Origin of the sequence: Sphingomonas sp. SORGH_AS_0950 (genome assembly GCF_030818415.1) — a bacterium.
Taxonomy (GTDB): Bacteria; Pseudomonadota; Alphaproteobacteria; order Sphingomonadales; family Sphingomonadaceae; genus Sphingomonas.
In genome coordinates, this window is the sequence record NZ_JAUTAE010000001.1 from 1939403 (window position 1) to 1965000 (window position 25598).

A 25598-nucleotide genomic window follows, 5' to 3' on the forward strand; every position below is an offset into this window, starting at 1 on the left:
CGGTCAGAACTTGTACCGCGCGCCGACCTGGAAGGAGCGCGGCACGCCGATCGTGTCGTTCTCCCGCTTGGTCGGGTTCACGCCCGACCCGGCACCCCAGGCGGTGTAGGTCCGGTTGACCGAGTCGAACAGGTTGAACGCCGCGAAATTGACCTCCAGATCATGCCCCCAGGGCATGTGGAAATTCTTCGAGATGCGCGCATCGACCGAGGCATAGCCGACGATCTGGTCGGGCCAGAACACGCCGCCGAAATTGCCATAGGCGTTCGCATTTTCCGGCGGATTGGCCGGGAAGATCACCTGGCCGAAGGACGGGCCCGAGCTGAAGGTGCCGGTCAGCGAGATCTTGGTGTCCCACGGCCCCTTGGCGATGCCGGTGCCGACGAAGCGCCACTTCTCGACGCCCGCGACATAGTTCCAGCCATAGGCATCGACGCGCGGGCCATTGTAGAATTCATCGCCCTGCAATTCCTGCGCGACGTTGCTCTTGGCCTGCTGCACCGTCAGCGTCGCGGTAAAGCCCCATTTGGAGCCCGTCACGAACGGCTTTTCGGCGGTGAAGTAGATGGCGTTATATTCCGCCTTGCCCGCATTCGACCCGATGTTCAGCTTGCCGCTATAGCCGGGCAGGATGCCCGAGGCGGGGAAGAGATCCTCGATCCACTGATCGCCCTGGCTGGTATATTGGCCGCTGGGCAGGCGGTTGCCGCGCACATATTTGAAGATGTTGTGGCTGCGTATGTGGCTGAACGTGACCGAGGTCTGGACGACGCCCAGCCGCTTGCGGAAGCCGAAGTTGAACTGATCCGAATAGGGCAGCCGGGTGTTGTTGTTGAGCAGCCAGACATCGCCCCCCACCCCGGTCGCGGTCGCCGCCGCGCGCAGCGTATCGACGTTCTTGTAGCCGCTGTTCCAGGCCAGCGTCGCGGGCGGCAGCGCGCCGCCATTGCCCGCGCGGATGCTGGCGCAGGTCGGCTGGCCGGGACCGTCGCAGAAGCTGAGCGTGACCGTCTGCTGATAGAGCGCCTTCACCGTCTCGATGCCCGACGCGATGAACAGCGGCCGGTCGTAATAGCGGCCCGCGCCTGCGAAGAAGATGGTGTCGCGGTCGCCGTTCACGTCATAGGAAATGCCCAGGCGCGGCTGGAACGCCTTCCAATAGGGTTTCCGGTTGCTGCCCGTGGAGATGTAATCCTCCGGGTTGATCCCCGCCGCCTGCCAGGGCTGGTAATTGCGCAGCGCATTGGCGATCGCGGCGGGGGTGACGAACTTGTCGTTCTTGGCGTTGGTCTCATAGTCCCAGCGCAGGCCCGCATTGATGGTGATATGGTCGTTGACCGTCCAGTCGTCCTGGATGAACAGGCCGATCTGCGTGTCCTTGGCGGTGGCGGGGCGCACCGGCACGACCGAGATGGCGGCCTGTTGCGGGGTCGAATTCTCGAATGAGGTGAAGGTCGACGGCGTGAAATAATAGGCGCCGTTGCCCAGATTGTCCTCGGAGCGCGACAGGTCGTTCAGCGACACCTTGACGCCCGCCTTCACGACATGGCGATCGCCGAAGAAGGTCACATTGTCCTTGAACGTCCAGGTCTTCTGGTTGTCGATCTGCTCGAACCCGTTGGTGCCGAGCTGCGCCACGGCGGCGCCGGGCTTGCCCAGCACGATCTCGGGGCCGGTGCCGGTGCGCGGCGTGCCGTTGAAGACGCTGTTATAGGCGATCGTCGCCTCGTTCAGCCAATGGTCGCCGCGATGATTCCATTCGAGCTGGTAGAGATCGATCTTCGACTCGAGCAGATGGCCGTGCGAAGGCACCGCGATGCCACCAAAGTCCGCCAGATTGCTCTCGCGGCGGAAGAAGCCGCTGAAATTGACGGTGTCGGCATTGGACAGGAAGGCGGTCAGCTTGCCGAAATAGAGGCGCTGGCTGAAATCCTGCGGATAGCTGCCATTATACTGGCTGGCGATCGCCTGCGGCACATTCTGGGTCGGGTCGGCGGAATTGGTCTGGCCGAGCAGCACCGCCGCCGACGGCGATTTCTGGTCGGTCGCCTCGAACGCGCCATAGATGTGCAGCACGTCCTTGATGATCGGGCCGCCCAGATCGGCGCCATATTGCTTGCGGTCGTAATTGCCCTGCTGAAGCTGCCCGTCGATATTGTTGGCATGGCCCGGCCGGTCGAAATATTTGGTGCCGTAGAAGGATTTGGGCTGCCACTCGCCGAACAGCGTACCATGGTAGGAGGTGCCGCCGGTCTTGGTCACGGCGGTGATGACCGCCGATCCCGCCTGGTCGTACTCCGCCTTGAAATTCTGGGTGTCGACCTTGAACTCCTGCACCGCCAGCTGCGGGAAGGGGTTGCCCTGGCTGAAATTCTGGCCCGCGACGCCGCCGTGATTGACCTGGTTCTTCAGGGACAGGCCGTCGATGAAGACGTTGATATTGTCGGCGCTGATGCCGCCCGCCTGGACCTGGCGATTGCCGCGTCCCGGCGTCACCGCGACGCCCGGTGCGAGCGCCGCGAAGTTCAGGAAGTTGCGGTCGCTCTGCGGCAGGCTTTCGATCTGCTGCTGCGAGACGTTGGTGGAGACCTCGGCGGTGCGCACCTCCTGGGTGCGGCGGCCGGTGACGACGACATCGCCGCTGGCGACGGCCGCGTCGGCCGATCCGGTGGTGGCGGTGGCGGCAGGCTCGCCGATATCGGCGGTGATGATCTGGCCGACCGGCACCACGACCTCTTCGGGCGGCTGGCCCTGGACCGCGACGCGGTAGGTGCTGGGGCGGATGCCGGGGATGGTATAGTCGCCCGCCGCATTGGTGCGGCCGTTGATGACCTGGCCCGTCGTCAGGTCGGTGATGGTGACCGTCGTCCCGGCCGCCGCGCCCTCGACATGGCCGCGCAGGGTGGAGGTCGCCTGGGCCAGGGCTGGCGCGCTCACGACCAGGGTCGCGGCCATCGCCATCGCCGAAATCCCGCGGACGAGACGCACACGATCGATTCTGGATGCCATTTCAATCCCCTCCATGATCATCCCTTGTGCCCCGTCATGTTCCCCGACAGCCGATGACGCGCATCGACCGCCTGAGCCTTTCAGGACTTGTGTAACCGGTTACTTGGCTGCGTAACCGGTTACAACCACCGTGATCGGGTTCCACCCGATATCGATTTCCCTGTTACGGAAATGTCACAGTCCGGCGGGAAGCGCGGGCGCCCGGCAATGGCGGGCGATGAACGCCTCATGGGTGGGCATCGCCGCCGCGACCTCGGCGATAACCTCTTCGACATCCTTCAGAAAGTCGCTCGCCTGGGCATCGGGGATCATATCGACCATCGGGTCATGCCGCGCGACCAGCCCCTGCCCCAGCAGCACCTGCACCCAGCTTTCCTCGCGGAACAGCTCGGCCTTGCCATGCATGAAGAAGCGCGCCGACGAGCGGAACAGCGCGATCCGTTCGGCCAGGCTGTCGGGCACGTCCATATGCTTGAGATACTGCCAGAAGGGCGTGTCCTGGCGATTCGTCACCTTGTAATGCGCGATGATGAAGTCGCGCACGTCGCGATATTCGAAATCGGTCTGGCGGTTATATTCCTCCCGATCGACCGCATGGAAACCGCGCCCCGGAAACAGCGCGATCAGCCGCAGCAGCCCCGTCTGGATCAGATGGATACTGGTCGACTCCAGCGGCTCCAGGAATCCGCCCGCCAGCCCCAGCGCGACGACATTCTTCTCCCAGGCGCGGATACGCTTGCCGGGGCGGAAGCGGACCGCGCGCGGATCGCCCAGCGCGGGCGTGTCGAGATGCGCGAGCAACGTCGCCGCCGCCTCGTCATCCGAGGTGAAGCCGCTGGCATAGACATGGCCGTTGCCGGTGCGGTGCTGGAGCGGGATGCGCCATTGCCACCCGGCGCCATGCGCGGTCGAGCGGGTATAGGGGGTCAGCGGCCCGCCACCCCGGACGCTCGGCACCGCCAGCGCGCGGTCGCAGAGCAGCCATTGGCTCCAATCCTCATAGCCGACGCCCATCGCCTCGCCGATCAGCAGGGCGCGCATTCCGGAGCAGTCGATGAACAGGTCGCCGTCCACCGTCCGCCCATCGGCCAGCACGACATGGTCGAGAAAGCCGTCGCTGGCGCGCGCCTTGGCCGCGACGATCCGCCCCTCGATCCGCTCCACGCCCGCCGCCTCGGCACGCCCGCGCAGGTAGCGCGCATAGAGCGAGGCATCGAAATGATAGGCATAGTCCAGGTCCGCCATCGGCGAATAGGGATTGGACGGATCGGGCATGGCGAAGCGGTTCATCCGCGCCGCCAGCGTGTTCAGCGCATAATGGTCGAGATGCTTCGCTCGCCCGCGCGCGGCCTCCTTCAGCCAGAACTGGTGACAGTGCAGCCAGTAGAGATCCTGCCCGATCTTGCCGAAGCCATGGATATAGCTGTGCCCCGGTTCGCGCCAGTTGCGGAACTCGATGCCCAGCTTGAAGGTCGCCTGGGTCGCGCGGACCATCTCATATTCGTCGATCCCGGCCAGGCCGTTGAAGGTGCGGATCGCGGGGATCGTCGCCTCGCCGACGCCGATCGTGCCGATCTCCTCGGACTCGATCAGGCGGATCGTATAGGCCCCGAGGAACAGTCGCGACAGCAGCGCCGCCGTCATCCACCCGGCGGTGCCGCCGCCGACGATGGTGATGGTCCTGATCGGCGCATTGGGATTGGGATCGGTCATGCCGCCCCCGCCGGGGTGGTCGCGCGGATCACCAGTTCGGTCGCCATGACCTGCGTGTCCGGGGTCAGTCCGCCCCCCTCCAGCGCGTCGATCAGCCGCGCCACCGCGCGCTCGCCCATCCCGGCCAGCGGCGCCCGGACGGTGGTCAGCCCCATATAGCGCGCCAGCGGCACGTCGTCGAAGCCGGTGACGGCGACCGCGCCCGGAACATCGATCCCGGCCCCGCGCAATGCGCCGAGCACGCCCAGCGCCATCATGTCGTTCGCCGCGACGATGCCGTCGCACGGCATGTCCCGCGCGAGCAGCGTCGCCGCCGCCGCCGTGCCCGAGGATTCATGGAAATCCCCCTCGATCACCACAGCTTCGACATCCGGGGCCAGGCGCGCCATCGCGGCCAGGAACCCGTCCCGCCGCTCGCTCGCATCGACATTGCCCGCCGGGCCCGAGACATGGACCAGCCTGCGCCGCCCCAGCCCGACCAGATGCGCGACGCTCGCCGCGATCCCGGCGGCATTGTCGACCCGCAGGGCGGCACGGCCCAGGCCGCGATGGGCGTTGACCAGCACCGCGGGCACTTCGGGGGGCAGCGCCTCCGCCAGCGCCTGTGCGTCGAGCTGCGGCGCCATGACGATCAGCCCGTCGACCCGCCCGCGCATCGCCCGCACCGCCAGCGCCGCGCGCTCCGCATCGGCGTGCATGTTGGACAGGAGCAGGTGATAGCCGCGCGCCGTCACCTCGCGGTCCATGCCGCGCACGATCTCGGAAAAGAACTCGCCGTGGAGGTCGGGCAGGACGACGCCGATCGCATGGCTGCGCGACAGCGACAGGCTGCGCGCGCCCGCATGGGGGACATAGCCCAGCGCCTTGGCGGCGGCGAGGACGCGCTCGCGGGTGTCCGGATGGACGCTGCTATGCCCGTTCATCGCCCGCGATACCGAGGCGACCGAAACCGAAGCCTCGCGCGCGACATCGCGGATCGTGGCCGATGACTGCCTCACACCCCTCCCCCATTCCCGGCGCAGGTCCGGCTCGCTCCATCCCTCACATCGTATCTTGTGCGACGTGTCCAGCCTGTGTAACCGGTTACAAAAGAGCGTCAATGCGAAAGTCGACAGGCGCATGCCGAAGCCCGAAGGGCCACGAGCATCCGCCATATCCTAGGGGAGAATCGCCAATGTCCGACACCAGAATCTCGCGGCGTGCAGCGCTGCTCGGCGCAGGCGCGGTGGCGGCCTGGGCGGCCAGCCCCGCGCGCGCGCTGCTCGCGCAAGGCGACGGCGTCGCGCTGCCCGCCTCGGTCGAGGCGATCCTGGCGCGCATGACGCTGGAGGAAAAGGCGGGGCAGCTCCAGCTGAACGCGGCGGCCTGGGGCGGCGGCGTCGCCACCGCGCTCAACCCGCCGTCGAACGGCCCCAGCTTCGAGGGGCAGCTGGCCGATGCGGTCGCGGGTAAGCTGACCGGCGTGTTCAACGGCAATGGCGCGGAAATGGCGCGGCGGATGCAGGGCGCGGTGATGCGCAATTCGCGGCTGAAGATTCCGCTGATCTTCGCCGCCGACGTGATCCATGGCCACCGCACCATCTTTCCGGTGCCCGTCGCCGAGGCGGCCAGCTTCGAGCCCGACCTGGCGATGCGGACCGCGCGGATGGCCGCGTTCGAGGCGGCGGCGGCAGGCATCGACTGGACCTTCTTCCCGATGGTCGACATCGCGCGCGACCAGCGCTGGGGCCGCACCATGGAGGGCGCGGGCGAGGACGTGCTGCTCGGCAACCTGTTCGCCGCCGCGCGCGTGAAGGGCTTCCAGGGCAAGAGCCTGTCCGCCGACGATGCGGTCATGGCCTGCATCAAGCATTTCGCGGCTTACGGCGCGGGCGAGAGCGGGCTCGACTATAACATCGTCGACCTGTCCGAACGCACGCTGCGCGAGGTCTATCTGCCGCCTTACAAGGCCGGGTTCGACGCAGGCGCGATGAGCGGCATGGCCTCGTTCAACGAGATCGACGGCATCCCCTCGACCGGCAATCCCTGGCTGATGAAGCAGGTGCTGCGCGACGAGTGGAAATTCCCCGGCATCATCGTGTCCGACTATACCGGCGACGAGGAGATGATCGCGGCGGGCTTTGCCAAGGACGGCAAGGACGCCGCGCGCCTCGCCTTCCTGGCGGGGGTCGACATGAGCATGCAGTCCAACCTCTATGCGCTGTACCTGCCCGAGCTGGTGCGCGAGGGCGCGGTGCCGCAGGAGGTGCTCGACCGCTCGGTCCGCCGCGTGCTGGCGGTCAAGCAGATGCTGGGGCTGTTCGACGATCCCTTCCGCCGGATCGACCGCAAGCGCGAAACCGCGCGGTCGCGCACCAAGGCGGCCCTGGCCCTGTCGCGCGAGGCGGCGCAGAAGGCGATGGTGCTGCTGAAGAACGACGGCGACCTGCTGCCGCTCGACCCCAATCGCCGGATCGCGCTGATCGGTCCCTTTGCCAGCGGCCAGCACGACCTGAACGGGCCATGGGTCGTTTACGGCGACAACAACCAGGCGATCGACCTGGTGACCGGCCTGCGCGATGCGGGCGCCAAGAACGTGACGGTGACGCACGGCTCGGGCGTCGAGCAGGCGCTGCCCGGCGGGATCGAGGCGGCGGTCGCGGCGGCGCAAGCGGCGGACGTGGTCGTGCTGGCGATCGGCGAGAGCGAGGTCATGTCGGGCGAGGCGCAGTCGCGCACCTCGATCACCGTGCCCGCGCCGCAGATGGCATTGGCGGAGGCGGTAGCCCAGGCGGTGAAACCGTCCGGCAAGCCCATCGTCGTCCTGCTCAAGAACGGGCGCGGCCTTGCGCTGGAGGGCGCGGTGAAGGACGCGCCCGCGATCCTCGTCACCTGGTTCCTCGGCTCCGAGACCGGCCATGCCATTGCCGACATCCTGTTCGGCAAGGTGGGGCCATCGGGCCGCCTGCCGCTCAGCTTTCCGCACGAAAGCGGGCAGGAACCCTATTATTACGCGCACAAGGCGACGGGCCGTCCCGCGCCGGAGGGGCCGCGCGTCCCCTACAAGACCCAGTGGCGCACCGCGCCCAACGCGGCGCTCTATCCGTTCGGCCATGGCCTGACCTATGGCAAGGTCTCCTACGGCGCGGCGCAGGTGCCCGCCAGCCTGCCCTGGGACGGCCGGATCACGGTGTCCGCTACCGTCACCAATGGCGGCACCCGCCCCTGCGAGGAGGTGGTCCAGCTCTATATCCGCGACCGCGTGGCCAGCATCACCCGGCCGGTGCGCGAGATGAAGGCGTTCCGCAAGGTCGCGCTGGCCCCCGGCCAGAGCGAGGTCGTGAGCTTCACGCTGACCCGTCCCCAGCTGGAGTTCCTGGGCCGGGACCTGCGCCCCACGGTCGAGCCCGGCACCTTCGACGTGTGGATCGCCCCCTCCGCGCAGGACGAGGGCGCGCATGGGACCTTCGACCTGATCCGCTGACCGGCACGGCGGGGCATGATGCGGGGCAGGACGTCGCCCCGCCGCCTGCCCCGCCCGCCAGCAACATTTTGTTACTTTCGGCGACGGGCGGCGTTTGAAGAGCATCCCTTTTGTCAGGTGCCCCCGATCGATGCCCCTTCCCGCCGAACGCTACGCCATCCTCGACCATCGCCGCACGCTGAAAATGGCGCGTTCCGCCCATGCCTATGTGCGGGGCAACACCGCGAAATTCTATGAATGGCTGGCGGCGTCGCCGGTCGCGGCGCGGGTGCCGCAGGGGCCCGCCATCTGGATTTGCGGCGACTGTCATCTCGGCAATCTGGGGCCGCTGGCGAACGGCGCGGGACAGGTGGAGATCCAGATTCGCGATCTCGACCAGGCGGTGATCGGCAATCCGGCGCACGACCTGATCCGGCTGGGGCTGTCGCTCGCCACGGCGGCGCGGGGATCGGACCTGCCCGGCGTCGTGACGATGCGGATGCTGGAGGAGATGGTCGACGGCTATGCCGCCGCGATCCGCGACCCCGGCGGCGATCCCGGCGACGAATCGGATGTCGTGCGCAGCGTCGAGCGCGCCGCGCTGGGCCGCCGCTGGCGCCACCTCGCCAGGGAGCGGCTGGACGCGGTCGAGCCGCGCATCCCGCTGGGCAAGAAATTCTGGGAACTCGCGCCCGAGGAACGCGACGCGCTGGAGCATCTGTTCGAGGACGAACGCGTCGCCGCGCTGGTGCTGGCGCTGAAGGGCAAGTCGAAGGAGCGCGAGGTGCGGCTGGTCGATGCCGCCTATTGGATGAAGGGGTGCAGCTCGCTGGGGCTGCTGCGCTATGCTGCGATCGTCGGGCTGAAGGGCGGCAAGGGCCAATGGACCTATGCGCTGGTCGACCTGAAGGAAGCGACCGATCCGCTCGCCCCCGCCGCCGCCGCCCGCGCGAAGATGCCGCGCGACAATGCCGAACGAGTCGCCGCCGCCGCCCGCGCGCTGTCACCCCATCTGGGGCAGCGGATGATGCCGGTGCGGATGCTCGACCGTTCGTTGTTCATCCGCGAGCTGACGCCGCAGGACCTGAAGCTGGAGGTCGACCAGTTCAGCCAAGGCGAGGCGGTGCGCGCCGCCCGCCACCTCGCCTTCGTCGTGGGCAAGGCGCATGGCCGACAGCTGGACGATCGGGCCAGGGCCGACTGGCTGGCGATGCTGGACGCCGACCGGGGCGGCGCCGTCGACACGCCCTCCTGGTTGTGGGAGAGCGTCGTGTCGCTCGCGGAGCGGCACGAGGCGGGCTATCTGGACCATTGCCGCCACTATGCGCTTGCCGCCTGAACGACGGCGGACGGAGCCGGTAGGGCCGGTGCCGTCCGCCGGGGCGCAGCGTCAGTAATCGTCCGACGGGTCGAAATCGCCGCTATTGTCCATTCCGCCATCGTCGAAGCGGCGGTCGTCATCATCCCCGTAATTGTTGATGGTGATATTCTCGGGCCGCTCCATGAAGCCCTGACCGCCACCGCCGCCGAACAGGCCGCCGCCGCCCTGATGGCCGAACATGTCCGACAGGCCGGAAAACAGCATTTGGCCGCCGACCACCCCGGCCGCCGTCGTGCCCGCGCTGCGCAGGAAGCTGCCCAGCCCGCCGCCGCCGGAAAAGACGCCCGGCCGCGCCTCGGGCGGGGGCGGCGCATAGCTGTCCTGCGGCCGCGCGCCCCAGGGGCCGCCCGCGCCCTGCGGCAGGAAGCCGCTGCCGGACGGGGCCGGGGCGTATTGCGGCTGCTGGCGTTCCAGCTCGGCGATGCGCTGTTGCGCGGCGTGGAGCGACTGGTCGGCGACGATCGCATGCTGGACCAGCAGATAGGCCGCATCCGGATTGGACGACAGCGTGCGGGCGATCATCGCCTCGGCCTCGCCATCCTTGGCGCTGGTCCGTGCGGCGGCCAGCTCATCGAGGAAACGGGTGAGAAGGGTGCGTTCTTCGGCGTTCATCGGGGCACTCCAGTGATGCGACCGGAACATCGGCCGGGCGTCGGTGGAATCAAGATCGCCGGCGATGGATGACCGATAATTCACCGCGCCGGAACGCGGCGTCCACGATTCGGTTGATCCGGCATCGACGCGGTCGGCGTGCCCCGGACGGGTCCGCCGCCGCGCCTCGAGGGGAGACGATGATGACCGACCTGCCGAGCCGCGTTCCGCTGGACAATGACGGCACCGATGCCGACCGCCCCCCGGTCCTGCCCTTCCTGAACATGTGGACCGCCATCGACGGCACCAGCCGCATCGACCTGTCGCGGATGACCGGGTTCGGGATGAAGAGCGTCGGGGGCAAGGCATCGCCGCAATGGATGCGCCCCTTTCCCGGCGAGGTCGCCGCGATCAACTTCGCCATATTGCCGGTCGGCTGGACCGGCGACTGGCACGAAAGCCCCAGCCCGCAATGGGTCATCCCGCTGCGCGGCCGCTGGTTCATCGAGACGATGGACGGCAACCGGGTCAAGATGGGGCCGGGCGACATCCATTTCGGCCAGGATCAGGACACCACCGATGGCAAGGGCCACCGCTCCGGCCAGATCGGCGACGAGCCCTGTTTCCAGATCATGATCCAGTTCGCGACCTCGCCCGCCGCGCAGACGCGCGATCCATTCGGCGCATGACGGGCGATCCTCCCCCCTTGCTGACACCCGCGCGCCTGCGTCCGCCGGGACCGCCCGAGCCGACCGAGGCCGACCCGATCCGCATCCACCATGCCGCCGCGCGGGACGTGCTGGCCAAGGCGCGGCTCTTCACGCTCTACGATCAGGCGAGCTGGAGCGAGGGGCCGGTCTGGTGGCCGCGCGCGCGGACGCTGGTGTGGAGCGACATTGTCGGCCGCCGGGTGCTCGGCTGGCGCGAGGATGGCGCGGTCGACGTGCTGCTCGACGCCACGCCCTTCATCAACGGCAATGCGGTCACCGCGGACGACGGCCTCGTCCATTGCGAGCATGGCCGCCGCGCGATCAGCCGCTCGGACGGCACCGGCATCCCGACGCCGGTCGCCACCCAGGCGCAGGGCCAGCGGCTCAATGCGCCCAATGATCTGGCCGTCGCCGATGACGGTTCGATCTGGTTCAGCGACCCGACTTTCGGGCTGGAAAACCCCAGGCAAGGCGTACCCGGCCGGTCCGAGAGCGGGCGCACCGCGATCTGCCGGATCGGCGCGGACGGGACGGCGGTGCGCGTCATCGACATGGCGCAACCCAATGGCCTGGCCTTCTCGCCCGACGGCCGGACCTTCTATGCCTCGCAGACCCCCGAACATGGCGAGGGCGAGGTCGCGATCTTCGCATTCGACCGGCATGGCGATACCCTGTCGAACCGCAGGCTCTTCGCCCGCGTGCCGCAGGGCGTTCCCGATGGCTTCACCGTCGACCGGCGCGGCTGGCTGTGGAGCAGTTCGGAGATCGGTGTCGAGCTGTTCGATGCCCAAGCCCGGCACCTGGCGACCGTCCCCACGCCGCACCTGTGCAGCAACTGCGCCTTCGACACCGACGAGCGGCGGCTGTTCGTGACCGGCGGCGAAAGCCTGTGGATGCTGACGCTGGGGTAAGCGCGCGCCGGGGCCGATCGCCATTCAGCCATGCCTTTTCGTCCCTCGCCCCTCGCAGAGGGGAGAGGGTTGCGCAGACTTGGCCTTTGCGAGAGCAAAGGCTTAGTCGGAGCTGGGTGAGGGGTTGGCGCTCGCGAAGCGAGCGCGCGAGCCTTTGGGCTCGCTCAACCCCTCACCCAAGCTGCGCTAGCCAGCAGGCTGGCAAGCTTCGCTAACCCTCTCCCCTGTCCAGGGGAGAGGGGAAGAAGACGCAATACTGAATGGCGATCCGACTTAATCGCGCTCCCAGCCATGTTCCTTTTCCAGCGCCAGAACGTCACGCCCGGCGGTCAGGACCGCCCGCTCGCGTCCCTCCTCGGCAAAGGACACCACGAAGTCTCGTCCGGCAACGTCACCGTCGATCACCCGGTCTTCGGTCGATGCGACATGGCCGACATAGCGCAGGCTCAGGTCGTAATGGCCCGACCAGAAAAACGGCACCTCGGTATATTCCGCTTCGCCCTCGCCCATCAGATGCCGGGCGAGCCATTGGCCCATGCGCTGTGCCACCACCCAATGCTCGACGCGGATCGGATGGCCGAGCCGGGGATCGGGCACGCTGGCGATGTCGCCGATCGCATGGATGGCCGGGTCGGACGTGCGCAGGGTAGCATCGACCTGCACCCCGCCCCCCGCTTCCCTGGTGGCGAGCGTCAGCCCGGCCGCCTCGGCCAGCTCGGTCCGGGGCGTGGCACCGATACCGGCGACCAGCAGATCGCCCTCGACCCGGCTGCCGTCATCGAGCGTCGCGGCATGCCCGTCCCAGCGCGCGACGCGGCGGTTGAGGTGGAAGGTCACGCCCTTGGACTGGTGGAGATCGCGGATCATCGCGCCGACTTCCGGCCCGGCGGTCTTTTCCAGCGGCAGGTCGGCGTCGGACACCACCGCCACTGCCAATCCCCGCCCGACCAGCGAGGCGGCGACTTCCAGCCCGACATAGCTCGATCCGATGACGATCGCGCGCGCCGCGCCTGCCAGCGCGGCGATCAGCCGGTCAGCATCGGCCAGGCCGCGCACGACATGCACATCGTCCCGGTTCGCGCCGTAGAAGTCGGGCGGAACGGCGGCCGATCCGGTCGCCAGGACCAGAATGTCATAGGCCACACGCTCGCCGTCACCGAGTACGACCGCCCCGGCATCGCGGTCGATCCGCGTCACCGCCACCCCGGTCCGCACCGTCACCCCCTCGCCCAGCGGCGGGAGCGCGGTGTCGTCGCGCTCCGCCTTGCCCGCCAGATATTTTTTGGAACAGAAGGTGCGATCATAGGGCGCGTCCGGATCGTCCGAGAGGAGCGTCACCGTCGCATCCGCGCCGTGTCGCGCCAGCATCTCGGCACAGGCATGGCCCGCCCCGCCGCCACCGATGATGACGACCCGGCCGATCCTCCGCCCGGTCTTCGCCGGTACGGTCTCGGCCCGTGGCGCGGGCCCCTCGACCCGGACTTGCCCCTGCTCCTCGACCACCGTGAAGCGGTCGAGCGGGGCAAAGGCAGGCGCACCCATCGCCTCGCCCGTCTCCACGTCGAAACGGGCATGATGCCAGGGACAGCGGAGCGTGCCATCGGCGACGATGCCGTCGGCGAGCGGCGCCTTCAAATGGGTGCAGGTGCCCGAGAGTGCGCAGACACGGCCCCGATGGCGGACCAGGACCACGTCCTGTCCGTCCACGACCCCGGCAAGGATCCGCCCTTCCTCCAGATCGGTGGAGGCGATGCCTTTCGCCAGATCACGATCCGCCATCGCCTCACCCTTTTCCCGTCGGTCGTCCGGATCAGTCCGCGCGCTGCAATTCGGTCGCGGCGAGATGTTCGCCGATGAACCAGACCTGCGGCTCGCCGGTGCGGATGATGTCGCTGACCAGCAGGTCGTTGGTGCCGTCGTCGCCCGATTCATCGGCGGTCTTGGCGCCTTCATGCGCCTGTTCCAGAACGATCTTGTGCGCCTCGAGCAGCCGCGCGAGCATGGTCGGCACATCCTCGCGGCCACGCGGCGGGCGCGGGATCTTGGTCATCTCGGCCACGTCGTGCGGCGTCGCGATGCTGATGCCGCCCAGCGCCTGGATACGTTCGGCCACCATATCGACCAGTTCGGCCTGCTTCTCATAATGGGTGTCGAGCAGCAGATGCAGTTGATAGAAGGTCGCACCCGACATCTGCCAATGATGCTTCTTGTACAGGTCGCGCAGCATGATCGTGTCGGCCAGCACCTGGTTCAGGATCGACACGCTTTGCTTGCGGGCGTTTTCGGACAGGCCGAGCGGCAGGTCTTTCAGCGTACCGAACGGCTGGATTTCGCGATAGTCGATCTTGTACTGCGGCTGCGCCTGGTCGGTATCGGTCACGATGTCACTCCACTCTGCAATGATCTTCGTTCCGAAGCGCTTGTTCCCGCGCAGGGTTCCATGAAATTATCGACAAGGCCGCAGGAACAAAAAGCGCGGCGATCATGATCCAAATTAATTTCGATACGGTGGGTTTGGGGGGGAACGCTCCGGCTTTTGCGACGTCCAGCATGGGATTTATCCGGGCGAGACCGCATGACCCAACCCATATTGGTTTTTCTTCACGCACTCGGCGCCAGCAGCGGGGAATGGGATCTGGTGTGCCGCCAGCTCGGCCATCTGCCCAGCCTCGCGCTCGACCTGCCGGGATTCGGTGCGCGGAGCGACGAAGGCTATGCCGATGTCACCGCGATGGCGGACGATCTGGCCGACACGATACGCCGCAACCGGCTGACCGCGTGTATCCTGGTCGGGCACAGCATGGGCGGCAAGATCGCCACCCTGGTCGCCGCGCGCGCCCAGGCGGGCGAGCAGGGGCTGGCCGGTGTCGTCGGGGTCGTGCTGGTCGCCGCCTCCCCGCCCGCCCCCGAGCCGATGGACGATGACCGTCGCGCGCAGATGATCGGCTGGGTGTCGGACGGCCCGGTCGGACAGGCCGATGCCGAGACCTTTGTCGACGCCAACACCGCCCGGCCGCTGCCCCCGCCGCTGCGCGAACGGGCGATCGCCGATGTCCGTCGGTCGAGCCGCGAGGCATGGCTGGGCTGGCTGGAGCGCGGCAGCCTTGAGGATTGGAGCCGACAGGCAGGCTCCATCACCATCCCGGCGCTGATCGTGGCGGGCGCGGAGGATGGCGATCTGGGCGAGGATGCGCAGGCCCGGCTGAACCGGCCGCATTATCGCCATGCCGAGATGCGCGTGGTCGAGGGTGCCGCGCACCTGATCCCCTATGAACAGCCCGACGCGCTGGCCGCGCTGATCGCCGATCACGCCGCCTCGCTCGCCGGGTCGATCCTTCCCGCCGGGTTCGTCCATATCCTGGGCTCCGACCGCGTCAGCCGCCGGACCCGCGCCGCGATGCTGGAGCGGACGCGGCCGGTATCCGATGACCAATGCGGCTGGTCGGAGGCGCAGCTGGCCATGGTCGCGGCGCTGATCGCGCATGTCCTGCCCGACCGGGGGGCCGATCGCGACCTCGCCCGCCATGTCGGTGCGGCGGTTCATGGCCCCGGCGATGGCTGGCGCTTCGCCGACCTGCCGCCGGATCGGGTGGCATGGGCGCAGGGACTGGCGACGCTCGACGCGCTGACCGGCGGGTTCGTCACGCTGGACCACGCGGCGCAGGCCGAATGGCTGAAGCGGATCGACGCCGGGCGCATGGACGACCATGGCGATAGGACATCCGGCCCCGACCGGCTCACCCCCGACCAGATGGCCCTGTGGTTCCAGGACGTCCGCGCGGAGATCGTGCGGCAATGGATGGCCTCGCCCGCCGCGATGGCCGCCATCGGCTATGACGGCTTCGCGGTCGGCGGCGATGGCCCCCGCAAACAGGGCTATGCCCGCACCGCCGCCAACGATGCCGAACGCTGGCAGCACGCCACGGAGACGACCGCATGAGCCGCCCCCCTTACGCCGAGCATGACATGGTCGACGCGGTGGTCATCGGCACCGGCGCGGGCGGCGCGCCGCTGGCCGCCCGCCTCGCCAAGGCGGGCCTGTCGGTCGTCGCGCTGGAGGCGGGCCGCGCCTTTCGCCCCGACGAGCATGTCGCCGACGAGGTGGCCGCCAATATCTATTGGATGGAGGAGCGGCTGAGCGGCGGCGCCGACCCCACCGCCTTCGGCTCGAACAATTCGGGCATGGGGGTGGGCGGATCGACGCTGCACTGGGGCGCCTTCTGCCCCCGGCCCGATCCCCGCGACCTGCAACTCCGCACGATGACCGGGCAAGGCGCGGACTGGCCCGTCCCCCATGCCGAGCTGATCGCCTATATCGAGGAGGTGGAGGCGTTCACCGGCGTGTCCGGCCCGGCGCATTATCCGTGGGACGACAGCCGCCGCTATGCCTATCCGCCGGTGGCGCGCAACGCGTCGGCCGACGCCATGGCGCGGGGCTGCGCGGCGCTGGGCATCACCGCGACCGACGCGCCCGCCGCGCTGGTGTCGCGCGACCGGGACCAGCCCTATTGGGGGCAGCGCCAGGCCTGCGTGAATTGCGGCACCTGCCACCAGGGATGCCGCAACGCGTCCAAGACCAGCATGGACACCAGCTATCTTCCCTATGCCGTCGCGCATGGCGCCGAGATCCGCGCCGGATGCCGCGTATTGACCTTCGACCGCGACCATCAGGGGCGGATCGACGCCGTGGTCTATCGCCAGGACGGTGAGGACCGCCGCCAGCGCTGCCGCGCGGTGTTCCTGTGCGCGGGCGGGGTGGAGACGCCGCGCCTGCTCCTGAATCTCGGCCTCGCCAATTCCAGCGGACAGGTCGGGCGCAACTTCATGGCGCATGTCGCCACCCAGGTCTGGGGCCGGTTCGACGCCGAGATGCGGATGAATCGCGGCTATCCCTCCTCGATCATCACCGAGGACATGATGCGCCCCCGCGATGCGGATTTCGCGGGCGGCTATCTGATCCAGAGCCTGGGCGTGCTGCCCGTCAATCTGGCCACCGGTCTGGCGCGGGGCGCGGGCATGTGGGGGGACCGGCTCCAGGACACGCTGCGTCACTATAACCGGATGGCGGGGATCGGCATCAATGGCGACTGCCTGCCCCATCCCGACAACCGCCTGACCCTGTCGGACGAAACCGACGCCTTCGGACAGCGCAAGGCACGGATCGACTTCACCTATCAGGCGAACGAGCGCGCCATCGACGCGCATTCGCGGCGCACCATGACCGCCATCTGGGACGCCGCGGGCGCCAGCGACATCTTCGCGATCGACCGCTCGGCCCACACCATCGGCACCTGCCGCATGGGTGACGATGGCGACGAGGCGGTGGTCGATGCCGATGGCCGCAGCTTCGACATCCCCAACCTGCTGATCTGCGACAATTCGATCTTTCCCAGCGCGCTGGCCGCCAACCCCGCGCTGACCATCATGGCGCTGTCGCTGCGCACCGCCGACCGGTTCCTGGCATCGTCGCGGGGGCAGGCGTGACGACGGGCGTGGGGCCCGCCAGCATGTCTTCGCTGTCACATTCGGCGCGGCCCCTTGACGGGAGCGGGGCAAGGGGTGCTCCATCGGACAGCAACACTGTCTGAACCCGGAAACACCATGAAACGCCTCGCGCTCTCGCTCGCCCTGCTCGCCTCCACCGCTGCCGTCGCCCAGACCGGCACCCTCTCGGGCGTCGACAAGGCGCTGATGGACGGGACGGTCAAGCCCGGCGACAATTTCGACACTTACGCCAATGGCACCTGGCGCAAGACCGCCCAGATCCCCGCCGACCGCTCCTCGATCGGCGTCGGGCTCGACGTTTCGCTCCGCGCCGAGGCGCGCAATGCCGCGATCATCAAGGGGGCCGCGGCCGCCCGTGGCGCACCGGGCAGCGACGAGCAGCGGATCGCCGATTATTATGCCGCCTATACCGATACCGCCGGGATCGAGGCGCGCGGGCTGAAGCCGATCCAGCCCGGCCTGGCCGCGATCGCCGCGATCCGCGACAAACATGACCTGTCACGCGCGATCGGCGCCGCGATGCGCGCCGACACCGATCCGTTCAACAACAACAATTACGCCAGCACCAACGACCTGTTCGGCCTGTTCGTCAGCCAGGACCTCAACCACCCGACCCGCAACATCCCCTATCTCATGCAGGGCGGGCTCGGCCTGCCCGACCGCGACTATTACCTGTCCGACAAGCCCGAGATGGCGGAGATTCGCACCGCCTATCGCGCCTATCTGGGCCATTTGCTGCAACTGGCCGGGCTGTCCGATCCGCAAGCCCGTGCCGACCGAATCTTCGCCCTCGAACAGAAGATCGCGGCGGCCCAGGCCGACATCATCGCCAGCCAGGATGCGCACAAGGGCGACAATCCCTGGACCCGCGCCGACTTCGCCACTCGCGCGCCAGGCCTCGACTGGGCCGCATTCTGGACGGCGGCTGGCGTGCCCGCGAGCCAGCGCGACTTCATCGCCTGGCAACCCGGCGCGATCACCAAGCTGTCCGCGCTCGTCGCCAGCGAGCCGCTGCAAAGCTGGCGGGACTGGCTCGCCTTCCATATGATCAACCAGGTCACCGGCTCGCTGCCCAAGGCGATCGACGACGCGTCCTTCGGCTTTTACGGCCGCACGCTGACCGGCACGCCCGCACAGCAACCGCGCGAAAAGCGCGGCATCGCGGCGGTCAATGGCGCGCTCGGCGAGGCGGTGGGCAAAATCTATGCCCGCCGCTACTTCCCGGCCTCGTCCAAGGTCGAGATCCAGCATATGGTGACGAACATCGTCGCCGCCTTCGACCGCCGCATTGCCGCGCTCGACTGGATGGCGCCCGCCACCAAGGCCGAGGCAAGGGCCAAGCTGGCGGTGCTCAAGGTCGGTGTCGGCTATCCCGACCATTGGTGGAACTACCCGACCTTCGCGGTGCGCGCCGACGATCCGGTCGGCAATGCGCAACGGGCGCGGCTGTCGCTCTATCGCTATCACCTCGCCAAGCTCGGCAAGCCGGTCGATCGCGGCGAATGGTGGATGACGCCGCAGACGGTCAATGCGGTCAACCTACCGCTTCAGAATGCGCTGAACTTCCCGGCCGCGATCCTGGAGAGCCCCTATTTCGATCCCCGGTTCGACGCGGCGGCCAATTATGGCGCGATCGGATCGGTGATCGGGCATGAGATCAGCCACAGCTTCGACAATCTGGGCGCCGATTTCGACTCGACCGGGCGGCTGCACAATTGGTGGACGCCTTCCGACCTCAAGCGGTTCGAGGGCGCGGGCCAGGCGCTGGTCGCCCAATACAATGCCTATGAGGCCTTGCCCGGGCTCCACCTCAACGGCGAGCAGGAACTGGGCGAGAATATCGCCGATGTCGCCGGACTCACCGCCTCCTACGAAGCCTATCGCGCCTCGCTCGGGGGCAAGCCCGCCCCGGTGATCGACGGGCTGACCGGCGACCAGCGATTCTTCCTGGCCTTTGCGCAGAGCTGGCGGACCAAGGTGCGCGACAAGGCGCTGCGCGCCCGGATCGCGACCGACGTCCATGCCCCCGCGCCGTGGCGGGTCCTGACGGTCCGCAATCTCGATGCCTGGTATGCGCCCTTTGACGTCCAGTCGGGGCAGGCGCTTTATCTAACGCCCGAAAAGCGGGTCCATATCTGGTAAATGGCGACACGCCCCCATGCGCCTTCCGCATCGCAGGCGCATGGGGGCGCGGCATGGCCCATCACCGATGCCCGGACAGAAACGAGACGGCCATCCGGACGTTCTCCCCGCCATGCCACTCGATCCCGAAGAGACCGCGACCATCGTGACCAGCCGCGCCATCCGCGCGGGGCATGAGGAGGATTTCGAGCGATGGGCCGCCGAACTGGATCGGCTGGCCCGCGCGGAACCGGGCTTTCGCGCGAGCATCCGGCTGGGCCAGACGGCGGGCTTTCAGCATCTCCTCTTCCGCTTCGACGATCGTGGCACGGCCGAGGCCTGGCGCAACAGCCCCGCCTTTGTCGCGCATGCGGCCATGGCCGATGACTATTCCACCGCGCTTGACCAGATCGGCACCGGCGACGCCGTCCGCTTCGAACTGCCGAGCGACGCCAGCGCCAGCAAGTGGAAGCGTTTCGTGACGACATGGCTGACGGTCTTCCCGGTCCTCCTGATCGTCAGCCTGAACGTGCGCATGGTGGTGAAGGAGGCGCCCCTGCCCCTGCAATTGCTCCCCTCGTCCCTGCTGCTCACCGCGACCCTGCAATGGGTGATCCTGCCGCGCCTGCAACGACACACCCGTTTCTGGCTGCTTCAGGACGGCTCCGGCCATCTGAGGACCTGATAGGGGCTCGGCTTTGCCGCTTACGCAACGGTGCGCGTCTTATCGAGAGCGTGACGATCTATCCGGATGAACCGGAAGGTCCCGCAGCGGAGGTGGTGGCCAGCGTGGCGTCGGTCGGTAAGCGTGGTCAGCAGGCCGCCTTGCGGTAGCGCTGGCGGTCAGGATGCTTGTCGCCTTTGACGAGGGCGCGGGCGGTGCGGGAAGTTTTCGGTTCTACGACTGGTCATACGAGCACTCGTATGACTGGTCGGATGGAGGTGGTCGGCCGTGTGTCGGGTCGACGGCGATGGTCGGACGCGGAGAAGCTGGAGATCCTGGCGGAGGCGTTCCGGCCGGGGGTGCGGGTTTGCGACGTCATCGCCCGGCGTGAGGTGTCGAGCAGCCTGATCTACACGTGGCGCAAGCAGTTGCGGGAGGGCAAGCTGGCGAGTGCCGTGCCGTCGTTGCCGGTATTCGCCGAAGTGCAGGTGGCGGAACCGGTCGTGCGGACACCGCAGCCGGCACCATGTCCACCGGGGTTCATCCATATCGAACTGCCGGGTGGCGTGCGGGTGAGCGTGGATGCTGCCGTGGATGCAGGGGCGCTGGCACGGGTGCTGTCGGTGCTGCGATGAGCCCGGTGCCGTTGCCGACGCGGGTGTTCCTGGCATGCGGCGTGACCGACATGCGCAAGGGGTTCGATGGTTTGGCGGTGCTGGTGCAGCAGGTGCTGGTGCAGAACCCGCATTCCGGAGCGTTGTTCGCGTTCCGCGGCAAGCGGGGTCATCTGGTCAAGCTGTTGTGGTTCGATGGGCAAGGCCTGTGCCTGTTTTCCAAGCGGCTCGACCGTGGCCGCTTCGTCTGGCCGGTGACCGCGACCGGCACGGTGGTGCTGACGCCGGCGCAATTGTCGATGCTGCTGGAGGGCATCGACTGGCGTCGGCCCGAGCGGACGTTTACGCCGACGCTGGCGGGGTGAGAACGGCGGTTTTTCGTCGCTTTTGCTCGCTCGCCGACCTGCAATCTGCTATGAAGACAGCGTGTCGGAAGCACCTGTTTCCCCTGCAGATGCCACCGCGCGGATCGCCGCGCTGGAGGCCTTACTCGCCCGGGCCAATGCCGCGCTCGCCGCCTGCGATCTGCTCATCGATACCCTGCGCGGACAGATCGCCCGGCTGCGGCGGATGCAGTTCGGTGCCTCGTCCGAAAAGCTCGGCCGCGAGATCGAGCAGCTCGAACTGGCGCTGGAGGAACTGGAGACGCAGCGCAACGCGCCTGGGCCTGAGATGGCCGACAGCGGCGTGGCGGTTCGGCCGGTGCCCGTCCGCAGTCTGCCCGCACATCTGCCACGCGAGGACGTCATCCATGAGCCGGCATCGGGTGCCTGCACCTGCCCGGACTGTGGCGGCGCGTTGCGCCCGCTTGGGCGAGACGCACACGAGATGCTCGACATCGTGCCGGTGCGCTGGCGGGTCGTGCGCAACGTCCGCCCCAAATACAGCTGCCGTTCCTGCGACAAGATCGTCCAGGCTCCCGTCCCGGTCAGGGCCGTGGCGCGTGGCAAGGCCAGCTTCGCCACGCTGGCGCACGTCGTCGTCTCAAAGTTCGACCACCATTTGCCGCTTTACCGCCAGGCCGAGATGATGGCCGCGCAAGGGCTCGACATCGACCGCGCGACGCTGGCGGGCTGGACCGGACAGGCCGCGGTGCTCCTCGACCCCATCGTCAGCCGCATCCGCGACGAGGTGCTCAAGGCCGACAAGATCCATGCCTAGCCTGCCCCGGCGAAGGCCGGGGACACGCCCGTGCCGGTGCTCGACCCCGGCCGGGGGAAGACCGCGACCGGGCGGCTATGGGCGGAGCCTGCCAAGAAGGTTCCGGCGATGCGCAGCATCGTTGGAAGGCAGGCGGAGGGGTACGCAGCCGACGACCAGGCGTCCGGCGGCACGGCGCCGCGCGCGACCTGGTATCGCTTCACGCCCGACCGCACGGCCGCGCACCCGATGGCCCATCTCGCCGGCTTGCGCGGTTTCCTTCAGGCCGATGCCTATGCCGGTTATGACGGACTGTATCGTGGTGGCGTGACCGAAGTCGCGTGCTGGGCACATTTCCGGCGCAAGGTCTTCGATCTGCACGAGCGGTCGCCCACGCCGCTGACCACCAACATTCTCGAGCGGATCGGAGCGATCTATGCCGTCGAGGCCGAGGTGCGCGGCCAGCCGCCCGACATACGGTGTTGTGTCAGGCAGGAGCGGAGCAAACCGCTGGTCGAGGCCCTGCGCGAGGTGCTCGACGCCGCCCTTCGCCATCTGTCGCCCAGGTCCGACATGGCCAAAGCCATCGCCTACGGCACCAAGCGCTGGCAGGCACTGTCGCGCTTCCTGGGTGAGGGTCGTCTGGAAATCGACAACAATATCGCGGAGCGTGCACTGCGCGGTGTTGCCATTGGACGCCGCAACTGGCTGTTCGCCGGTTCGCGCGCAGGTCGCGAACGGGCCGCTGCCATCTACACCGTCATCCAGACCCCGGCCTTCGCCGGGGCAGGCTCTGCAAGGCGAACGGCGTCGACCCGCAGGCCTATATCGCTGACGTTATCGCCAAGGTCGCGGGCGACTGGCCTGCCAGCCGATGGGACGAACTCATGCCCTGGAATTGGATGCCGCAGGTAGATCAGTCGACCGCACAAGCAGCATAATCTGCGGCCTCCACGCCACGCTTACGTCGGTCGCTGGTGTGGTGGCGCACAAACGACGACGCCGCCCGTGAGGGCGGCGTGTCGCGTTCTATGGCGGTGGTTGCGGGGGCAGGATTTGAACCTGCGGCCTTCAGGTTATGAGCCTGACGAGCTACCGGGCTGCTCCACCCCGCGACTGAGCTGAGCCGCACGGCGGCACGCTTCATGCGTGGTGTCGTGGGGCTGAGCGCCCCGGGCGGAGTGCCCGAGGAAACAAGTGAATGGGTTTTGTGTGTATACGCGGACTATAATGCCTGGCGACGCCCTACTCTTCCACTGCTTGAGCAGTAGTACCATTGGCGCAGTCGGGTTTCACGGCCGAGTTCGGGATGGGATCGGGTGGGACACCGACGCTATGGCCACCAGGCAATAGAGTCCGCGAATACTGACCCCGCTTTGTGGGCGGGGTGATGGGTATAAAATCGATGCGTGCACTGGCTGTATTGATGACCGCACCCTGCCATCTAGCCCAGGGCTGATGGTGGGGGTGTGGAGCTCTCAAGCGCGAATAGGACAATTAGTATCGGTTAGCTCCATGCGTTACCGCACTTCCACATCCGATCTATCGAGGTCGTGGTCTTCGACCGTCCTGAGAAATCTTATCTTGAGGGAGGCTTCCCGCTTAGATGCTTTCAGCGGTTATCCCGTCCGTACATAGCTACCCTGCTGCGCCGTTGGCACGACGACAGGTACACCAGAGGTACGTTCAACCCGGTCCTCTCGTACTAGGGTCAACTCCTCTCAAATTTCGACGCCCACGGCAGATAGGGACCAAACTGTCTCGCGACGTTCTGAACCCAGCTCACGTACCACTTTAATTGGCGAACAGCCAAACCCTTGGGACCTGCTCCAGCCCCAGGATGTGATGAGCCGACATCGAGGTGCCAAACAACCCCGTCGATATGAGCTCTTGGGGGTTATCAGCCTGTTATCCCCGGCGTACCTTTTATCCGTTGAGCGATGGCCCTTCCACGAGGGACCACCGGATCACTATGACCGACTTTCGTCTCTGCTCGACTTGTCAGTCTCGCAGTCAGGCTGGCTTATGCCATTGCACTCTAACAGCCGGTTTCCAACCGGCCTGAGCCAACCTTCGCGCGCCTCCGTTACTCTTTAGGAGGCGACCGCCCCAGTCAAACTACCCGCCACAGAGGGTCCCTGTACCGGTTTCACGGTACGAGGTTAGACATTAAACAACAACAGGGTGGTATTTCACCTATGGCTCCACATCGGCTGGCGCCAATGCTTCAAAGCCTCCCACCTATGCTACACAGTTCTTGTCCAATGCCACTCTGAAGCTGCAGTAAAGGTGCACGGGGTCTTTCCGTCTAACCGCGGGTACTCCGCATCTTCACGGAGAATTCAATTTCGCTGAGCATGTCCTGGAGACAGTGGGGAAGTCGTTACGCCATTCGTGCAGGTCGGAACTTACCCGACAAGGAATTTCGCTACCTTAGGACCGTTATAGTTACGGCCGCCGTTTACCTGGGCTTCATTTCAGAGCTTGCACTCCTCCACTTAACCTTCAGGCACCGGGCAGGCGTCAGGCCCTATACGTCGTCTTGAAGCCGACTTAGCAGAGCCCTGTGTTTTTGCTAAACAGTCGCTACCCCCTGGCCTGTGCCCCCCATGAGAGCTTGCGCTTACATGGGGCCTCCTTCTTCCGAAGGTACGGAGGCAATTTGCCGAGTTCCTTCAGGACACTTCTCTCAAGCGCCTTGGTATACTCTACCTGACCACCTGTGTCGGTTTCGGGTACGGTCTATACGGTGGGGCTATTTCCCGGGACCTCTTCGAGGCACGTCCAATCCGATAAGGACGTACAACACACGAGATCCGTCACACACCACCAGGCCCACGAATATTAACGTGGTTCCCATCGACTACCCCCTTCGGGCTCGTCTTAGGGGCCGGCTCACCCTGCGCGGATTAGCCTTGCGCAGGAACCCTTGGTCTTTCGGCGAGAGGGCATCTCACCCTCTTTATCGCTACTCATGTCTGCATTCGCACTTCCGATACCTCCACGACCCATTACCAGATCGCTTCGCAGGCTTACGGAACGCTCCGCTACCGCGTACACAAAGTGTACACCCTAAGCTTCGGTGCGTGTCTTGAGCCCCGTTACATCTTCGCCGCAGAAACCCTTGTTTAGACCAGTGAGCTGTTACGCTTTCTTTAAAGGATGGCTGCTTCTAAGCCAACCTCCTGGTTGTTTTGGGATTTCCACATGCTTTCCCACTTAGACACGACTTGGGGACCTTAGCTGTAGGTCAGGGCTGTTTCCCTTTTGACGACGGACCTTAGCACCCGCCGTCTGTCTCCCGAGTATCACTCATAGGTATTCGGAGTTTGGTTAGTATTGGTAGATCTCGCGACCCCCGCAACCATCCAGTGCTCTACCCCCTATGGTGTACGCTCGAGGCACTACCTCAATAGTTTTCGCGGAGAACCAGCTATTTCCCGGCTTGATTGGCCTTTCACCCCTAAGCACAACTCATCCGGTAACTTTTCAACGTTAATCGGTTCGGACCTCCAGTGCGTGTTACCGCACCTTCATCCTGGTCATGCATAGATCGCCGGGTTTCGGGTCTAATACTTCAAACTAAAGCGCCCTATTCAGACTCGCTTTCGCTGCGCCTACACCTATCGGCTTAAGCTTGCTTGAAACATTAAGTCACAGACCCATTATGCAAGAGGTACGCAGTCAGGCCCTAAAGACCCTCCTACTGCTTGTAGGCAATCCGTTTCAGGTACTGTTTCACTCCCCTCATCGGGGTGCTTTTCACCTTTCCCTCACGGTACTAGTTCGCTATCGGT

At 66.7% G+C, this 25598-nt stretch carries 16 protein-coding genes, 1 tRNA gene, 2 rRNA genes and 1 pseudogene (1 of these 20 cut by a window edge); 11 read left to right on the forward strand and 9 right to left on the reverse strand.

What is annotated here, in order from left to right; all coding sequences use genetic code 11:
• Positions 1–3: 3 nt before the first annotated feature.
• The 3 genes from QE385_RS08465 to QE385_RS08475 form a co-directional block, all read right to left on the reverse strand.
• The gene (locus QE385_RS08465; RefSeq protein WP_307100878.1) at positions 4–3009 is read right to left on the reverse strand and encodes a TonB-dependent receptor domain-containing protein; all 3006 of its coding nucleotides are present in this window, start codon (positions 3007–3009) and stop codon (positions 4–6) included.
• Between the two features lie 174 nt (positions 3010–3183).
• Complete coding sequence (locus QE385_RS08470; protein ID WP_307100880.1) at positions 3184–4722, reverse strand: tryptophan halogenase family protein; 1539 nt, start codon at positions 4720–4722, stop codon at positions 3184–3186.
• Positions 4719–5720 carry a LacI family DNA-binding transcriptional regulator gene (locus tag QE385_RS08475; protein WP_307100881.1) on the reverse strand — a complete coding sequence of 334 codons (1002 nt, stop codon included), beginning with the start codon at positions 5718–5720 and terminating at the stop codon, positions 4719–4721. The genes QE385_RS08470 and QE385_RS08475 overlap by 4 nt, the downstream gene beginning before the upstream one ends.
• A 176-nt stretch (positions 5721–5896) precedes the next feature.
• Here QE385_RS08475 and QE385_RS08480 point away from each other — a divergent pair, with 176 nt between their 5' ends.
• A complete protein-coding gene (locus tag QE385_RS08480) occupies positions 5897–8185 on the forward strand; it encodes a glycoside hydrolase family 3 N-terminal domain-containing protein (protein ID WP_307100883.1) in 2289 nt (762 codons plus the stop codon).
• 130 nt (positions 8186–8315) lie between these two features.
• A complete protein-coding gene (locus QE385_RS08485) occupies positions 8316–9503 on the forward strand; it encodes a DUF2252 family protein (RefSeq protein WP_307100885.1) in 1188 nt (395 codons plus the stop codon).
• 51 nt (positions 9504–9554) lie between these two features.
• Here QE385_RS08485 and QE385_RS08490 read toward each other — a convergent pair whose 3' ends face one another.
• Positions 9555–10157: a DUF2076 domain-containing protein gene (locus tag QE385_RS08490; protein ID WP_307100887.1), complete on the reverse strand. Its 603-nt coding sequence runs from the start codon at positions 10155–10157 to the stop codon at positions 9555–9557.
• Between the two features lie 182 nt (positions 10158–10339).
• Between QE385_RS08490 and QE385_RS08495 the strand changes: the two genes are divergently transcribed.
• Both QE385_RS08495 and QE385_RS08500 read left to right on the forward strand, forming a co-directional pair.
• Entirely contained in the window at positions 10340–10825 is a 486-nt protein-coding gene (locus QE385_RS08495; protein ID WP_307100889.1) for a hypothetical protein, read from the forward strand.
• A complete protein-coding gene (locus tag QE385_RS08500; protein WP_307100892.1) occupies positions 10822–11757 on the forward strand; it encodes an SMP-30/gluconolactonase/LRE family protein in 936 nt (311 codons plus the stop codon). The genes QE385_RS08495 and QE385_RS08500 overlap by 4 nt, the downstream gene beginning before the upstream one ends.
• A 273-nt stretch (positions 11758–12030) precedes the next feature.
• Here the strand turns inward: QE385_RS08500 and QE385_RS08505 are convergent, their stop codons facing one another.
• Together QE385_RS08505 and QE385_RS08510 are read right to left on the reverse strand one after the other, a co-directional pair.
• Positions 12031–13536, reverse strand: coding sequence for an FAD-dependent oxidoreductase (locus QE385_RS08505; RefSeq protein WP_307100893.1), 1506 nt, complete (start codon positions 13534–13536; stop codon positions 12031–12033).
• 31 nt (positions 13537–13567) lie between these two features.
• Complete coding sequence (locus QE385_RS08510) at positions 13568–14137, reverse strand: Dps family protein (RefSeq protein WP_307100895.1); 570 nt, start codon at positions 14135–14137, stop codon at positions 13568–13570.
• Between the two features lie 195 nt (positions 14138–14332).
• On the opposite strand from QE385_RS08510, the gene QE385_RS08515 reads away from it, so the two are divergent.
• From QE385_RS08515 to QE385_RS08545, 7 genes and pseudogenes are all read left to right on the forward strand, one after another.
• On the forward strand, positions 14333–15697 hold the full coding sequence (locus QE385_RS08515; RefSeq protein WP_307100897.1) for an alpha/beta hydrolase: 1365 nt from the start codon (positions 14333–14335) through the stop codon (positions 15695–15697).
• Positions 15694–17241: a GMC family oxidoreductase gene (locus tag QE385_RS08520; RefSeq protein WP_307100899.1), complete on the forward strand. Its 1548-nt coding sequence runs from the start codon at positions 15694–15696 to the stop codon at positions 17239–17241. The genes QE385_RS08515 and QE385_RS08520 overlap by 4 nt, the downstream gene beginning before the upstream one ends.
• Positions 17242–17358: 117 nt before the next feature.
• Complete coding sequence (locus QE385_RS08525) at positions 17359–19404, forward strand: M13 family metallopeptidase (protein ID WP_307100901.1); 2046 nt, start codon at positions 17359–17361, stop codon at positions 19402–19404.
• Positions 19405–19471: 67 nt separating this feature from the next.
• Positions 19472–20068 (forward strand): antibiotic biosynthesis monooxygenase, encoded by a 597-nt coding sequence (locus QE385_RS08530; RefSeq protein ID WP_307100903.1) that lies wholly within the window; start codon positions 19472–19474, stop codon positions 20066–20068.
• A gap of 239 nt (positions 20069–20307) precedes the next feature.
• Positions 20308–20682, forward strand: coding sequence for a transposase (locus QE385_RS08535; RefSeq protein WP_267436060.1), 375 nt, complete (start codon positions 20308–20310; stop codon positions 20680–20682).
• Entirely contained in the window at positions 20679–21026 is a 348-nt protein-coding gene (gene tnpB / locus QE385_RS08540) for an IS66 family insertion sequence element accessory protein TnpB (RefSeq protein WP_267436059.1), read from the forward strand. The genes QE385_RS08535 and tnpB overlap by 4 nt, the downstream gene beginning before the upstream one ends.
• A 43-nt stretch (positions 21027–21069) precedes the next feature.
• Positions 21070–22742 (forward strand): annotated as a pseudogene (locus tag QE385_RS08545) (IS66 family transposase).
• A gap of 97 nt (positions 22743–22839) precedes the next feature.
• Here QE385_RS08545 and QE385_RS08550 read toward each other — a convergent pair.
• The 3 genes from QE385_RS08550 to QE385_RS08560 form a co-directional block, all read right to left on the reverse strand.
• Positions 22840–22916, reverse strand: a tRNA-Met gene (locus tag QE385_RS08550).
• A gap of 117 nt (positions 22917–23033) precedes the next feature.
• Positions 23034–23148 (reverse strand): 5S ribosomal RNA (gene rrf, locus QE385_RS08555).
• 130 nt (positions 23149–23278) lie between these two features.
• A 23S ribosomal RNA gene (locus QE385_RS08560) occupies positions 23279–25598 on the reverse strand; it runs 502 nt beyond the window's last position.

Excerpts from the sequence above, each read along its gene's own strand:
- QE385_RS08465 (WP_307100878.1), bottom strand. The coding sequence starts at position 3,009 with ATGGCATCCAGAATCGATCGTGTGCGTCTCGTCCGCGGGATTTCGGCG.
- QE385_RS08470 (WP_307100880.1), bottom strand. The coding sequence starts at position 4,722 with ATGACCGATCCCAATCCCAATGCGCCGATCAGGACCATCACCATCGTC.
- QE385_RS08480 (WP_307100883.1), top strand. The coding sequence starts at position 5,897 with ATGTCCGACACCAGAATCTCGCGGCGTGCAGCGCTGCTCGGCGCAGGC.
- QE385_RS08485 (WP_307100885.1), top strand. The coding sequence starts at position 8,316 with ATGCCCCTTCCCGCCGAACGCTACGCCATCCTCGACCATCGCCGCACG.
- QE385_RS08490 (WP_307100887.1), bottom strand. The coding sequence starts at position 10,157 with ATGAACGCCGAAGAACGCACCCTTCTCACCCGTTTCCTCGATGAGCTG.
- QE385_RS08495 (WP_307100889.1), top strand. The coding sequence starts at position 10,340 with ATGACCGACCTGCCGAGCCGCGTTCCGCTGGACAATGACGGCACCGAT.
- QE385_RS08500 (WP_307100892.1), top strand. The coding sequence starts at position 10,822 with ATGACGGGCGATCCTCCCCCCTTGCTGACACCCGCGCGCCTGCGTCCG.
- QE385_RS08505 (WP_307100893.1), bottom strand. The coding sequence starts at position 13,536 with ATGGCGGATCGTGATCTGGCGAAAGGCATCGCCTCCACCGATCTGGAG.
- QE385_RS08515 (WP_307100897.1), top strand. The coding sequence starts at position 14,333 with ATGACCCAACCCATATTGGTTTTTCTTCACGCACTCGGCGCCAGCAGC.
- QE385_RS08520 (WP_307100899.1), top strand. The coding sequence starts at position 15,694 with ATGAGCCGCCCCCCTTACGCCGAGCATGACATGGTCGACGCGGTGGTC.
- QE385_RS08525 (WP_307100901.1), top strand. The coding sequence starts at position 17,359 with ATGAAACGCCTCGCGCTCTCGCTCGCCCTGCTCGCCTCCACCGCTGCC.
- QE385_RS08530 (WP_307100903.1), top strand. The coding sequence starts at position 19,472 with ATGCCCGGACAGAAACGAGACGGCCATCCGGACGTTCTCCCCGCCATG.
- QE385_RS08535 (WP_267436060.1), top strand. The coding sequence starts at position 20,308 with ATGACTGGTCGGATGGAGGTGGTCGGCCGTGTGTCGGGTCGACGGCGA.
- tnpB (WP_267436059.1), top strand. The coding sequence starts at position 20,679 with ATGAGCCCGGTGCCGTTGCCGACGCGGGTGTTCCTGGCATGCGGCGTG.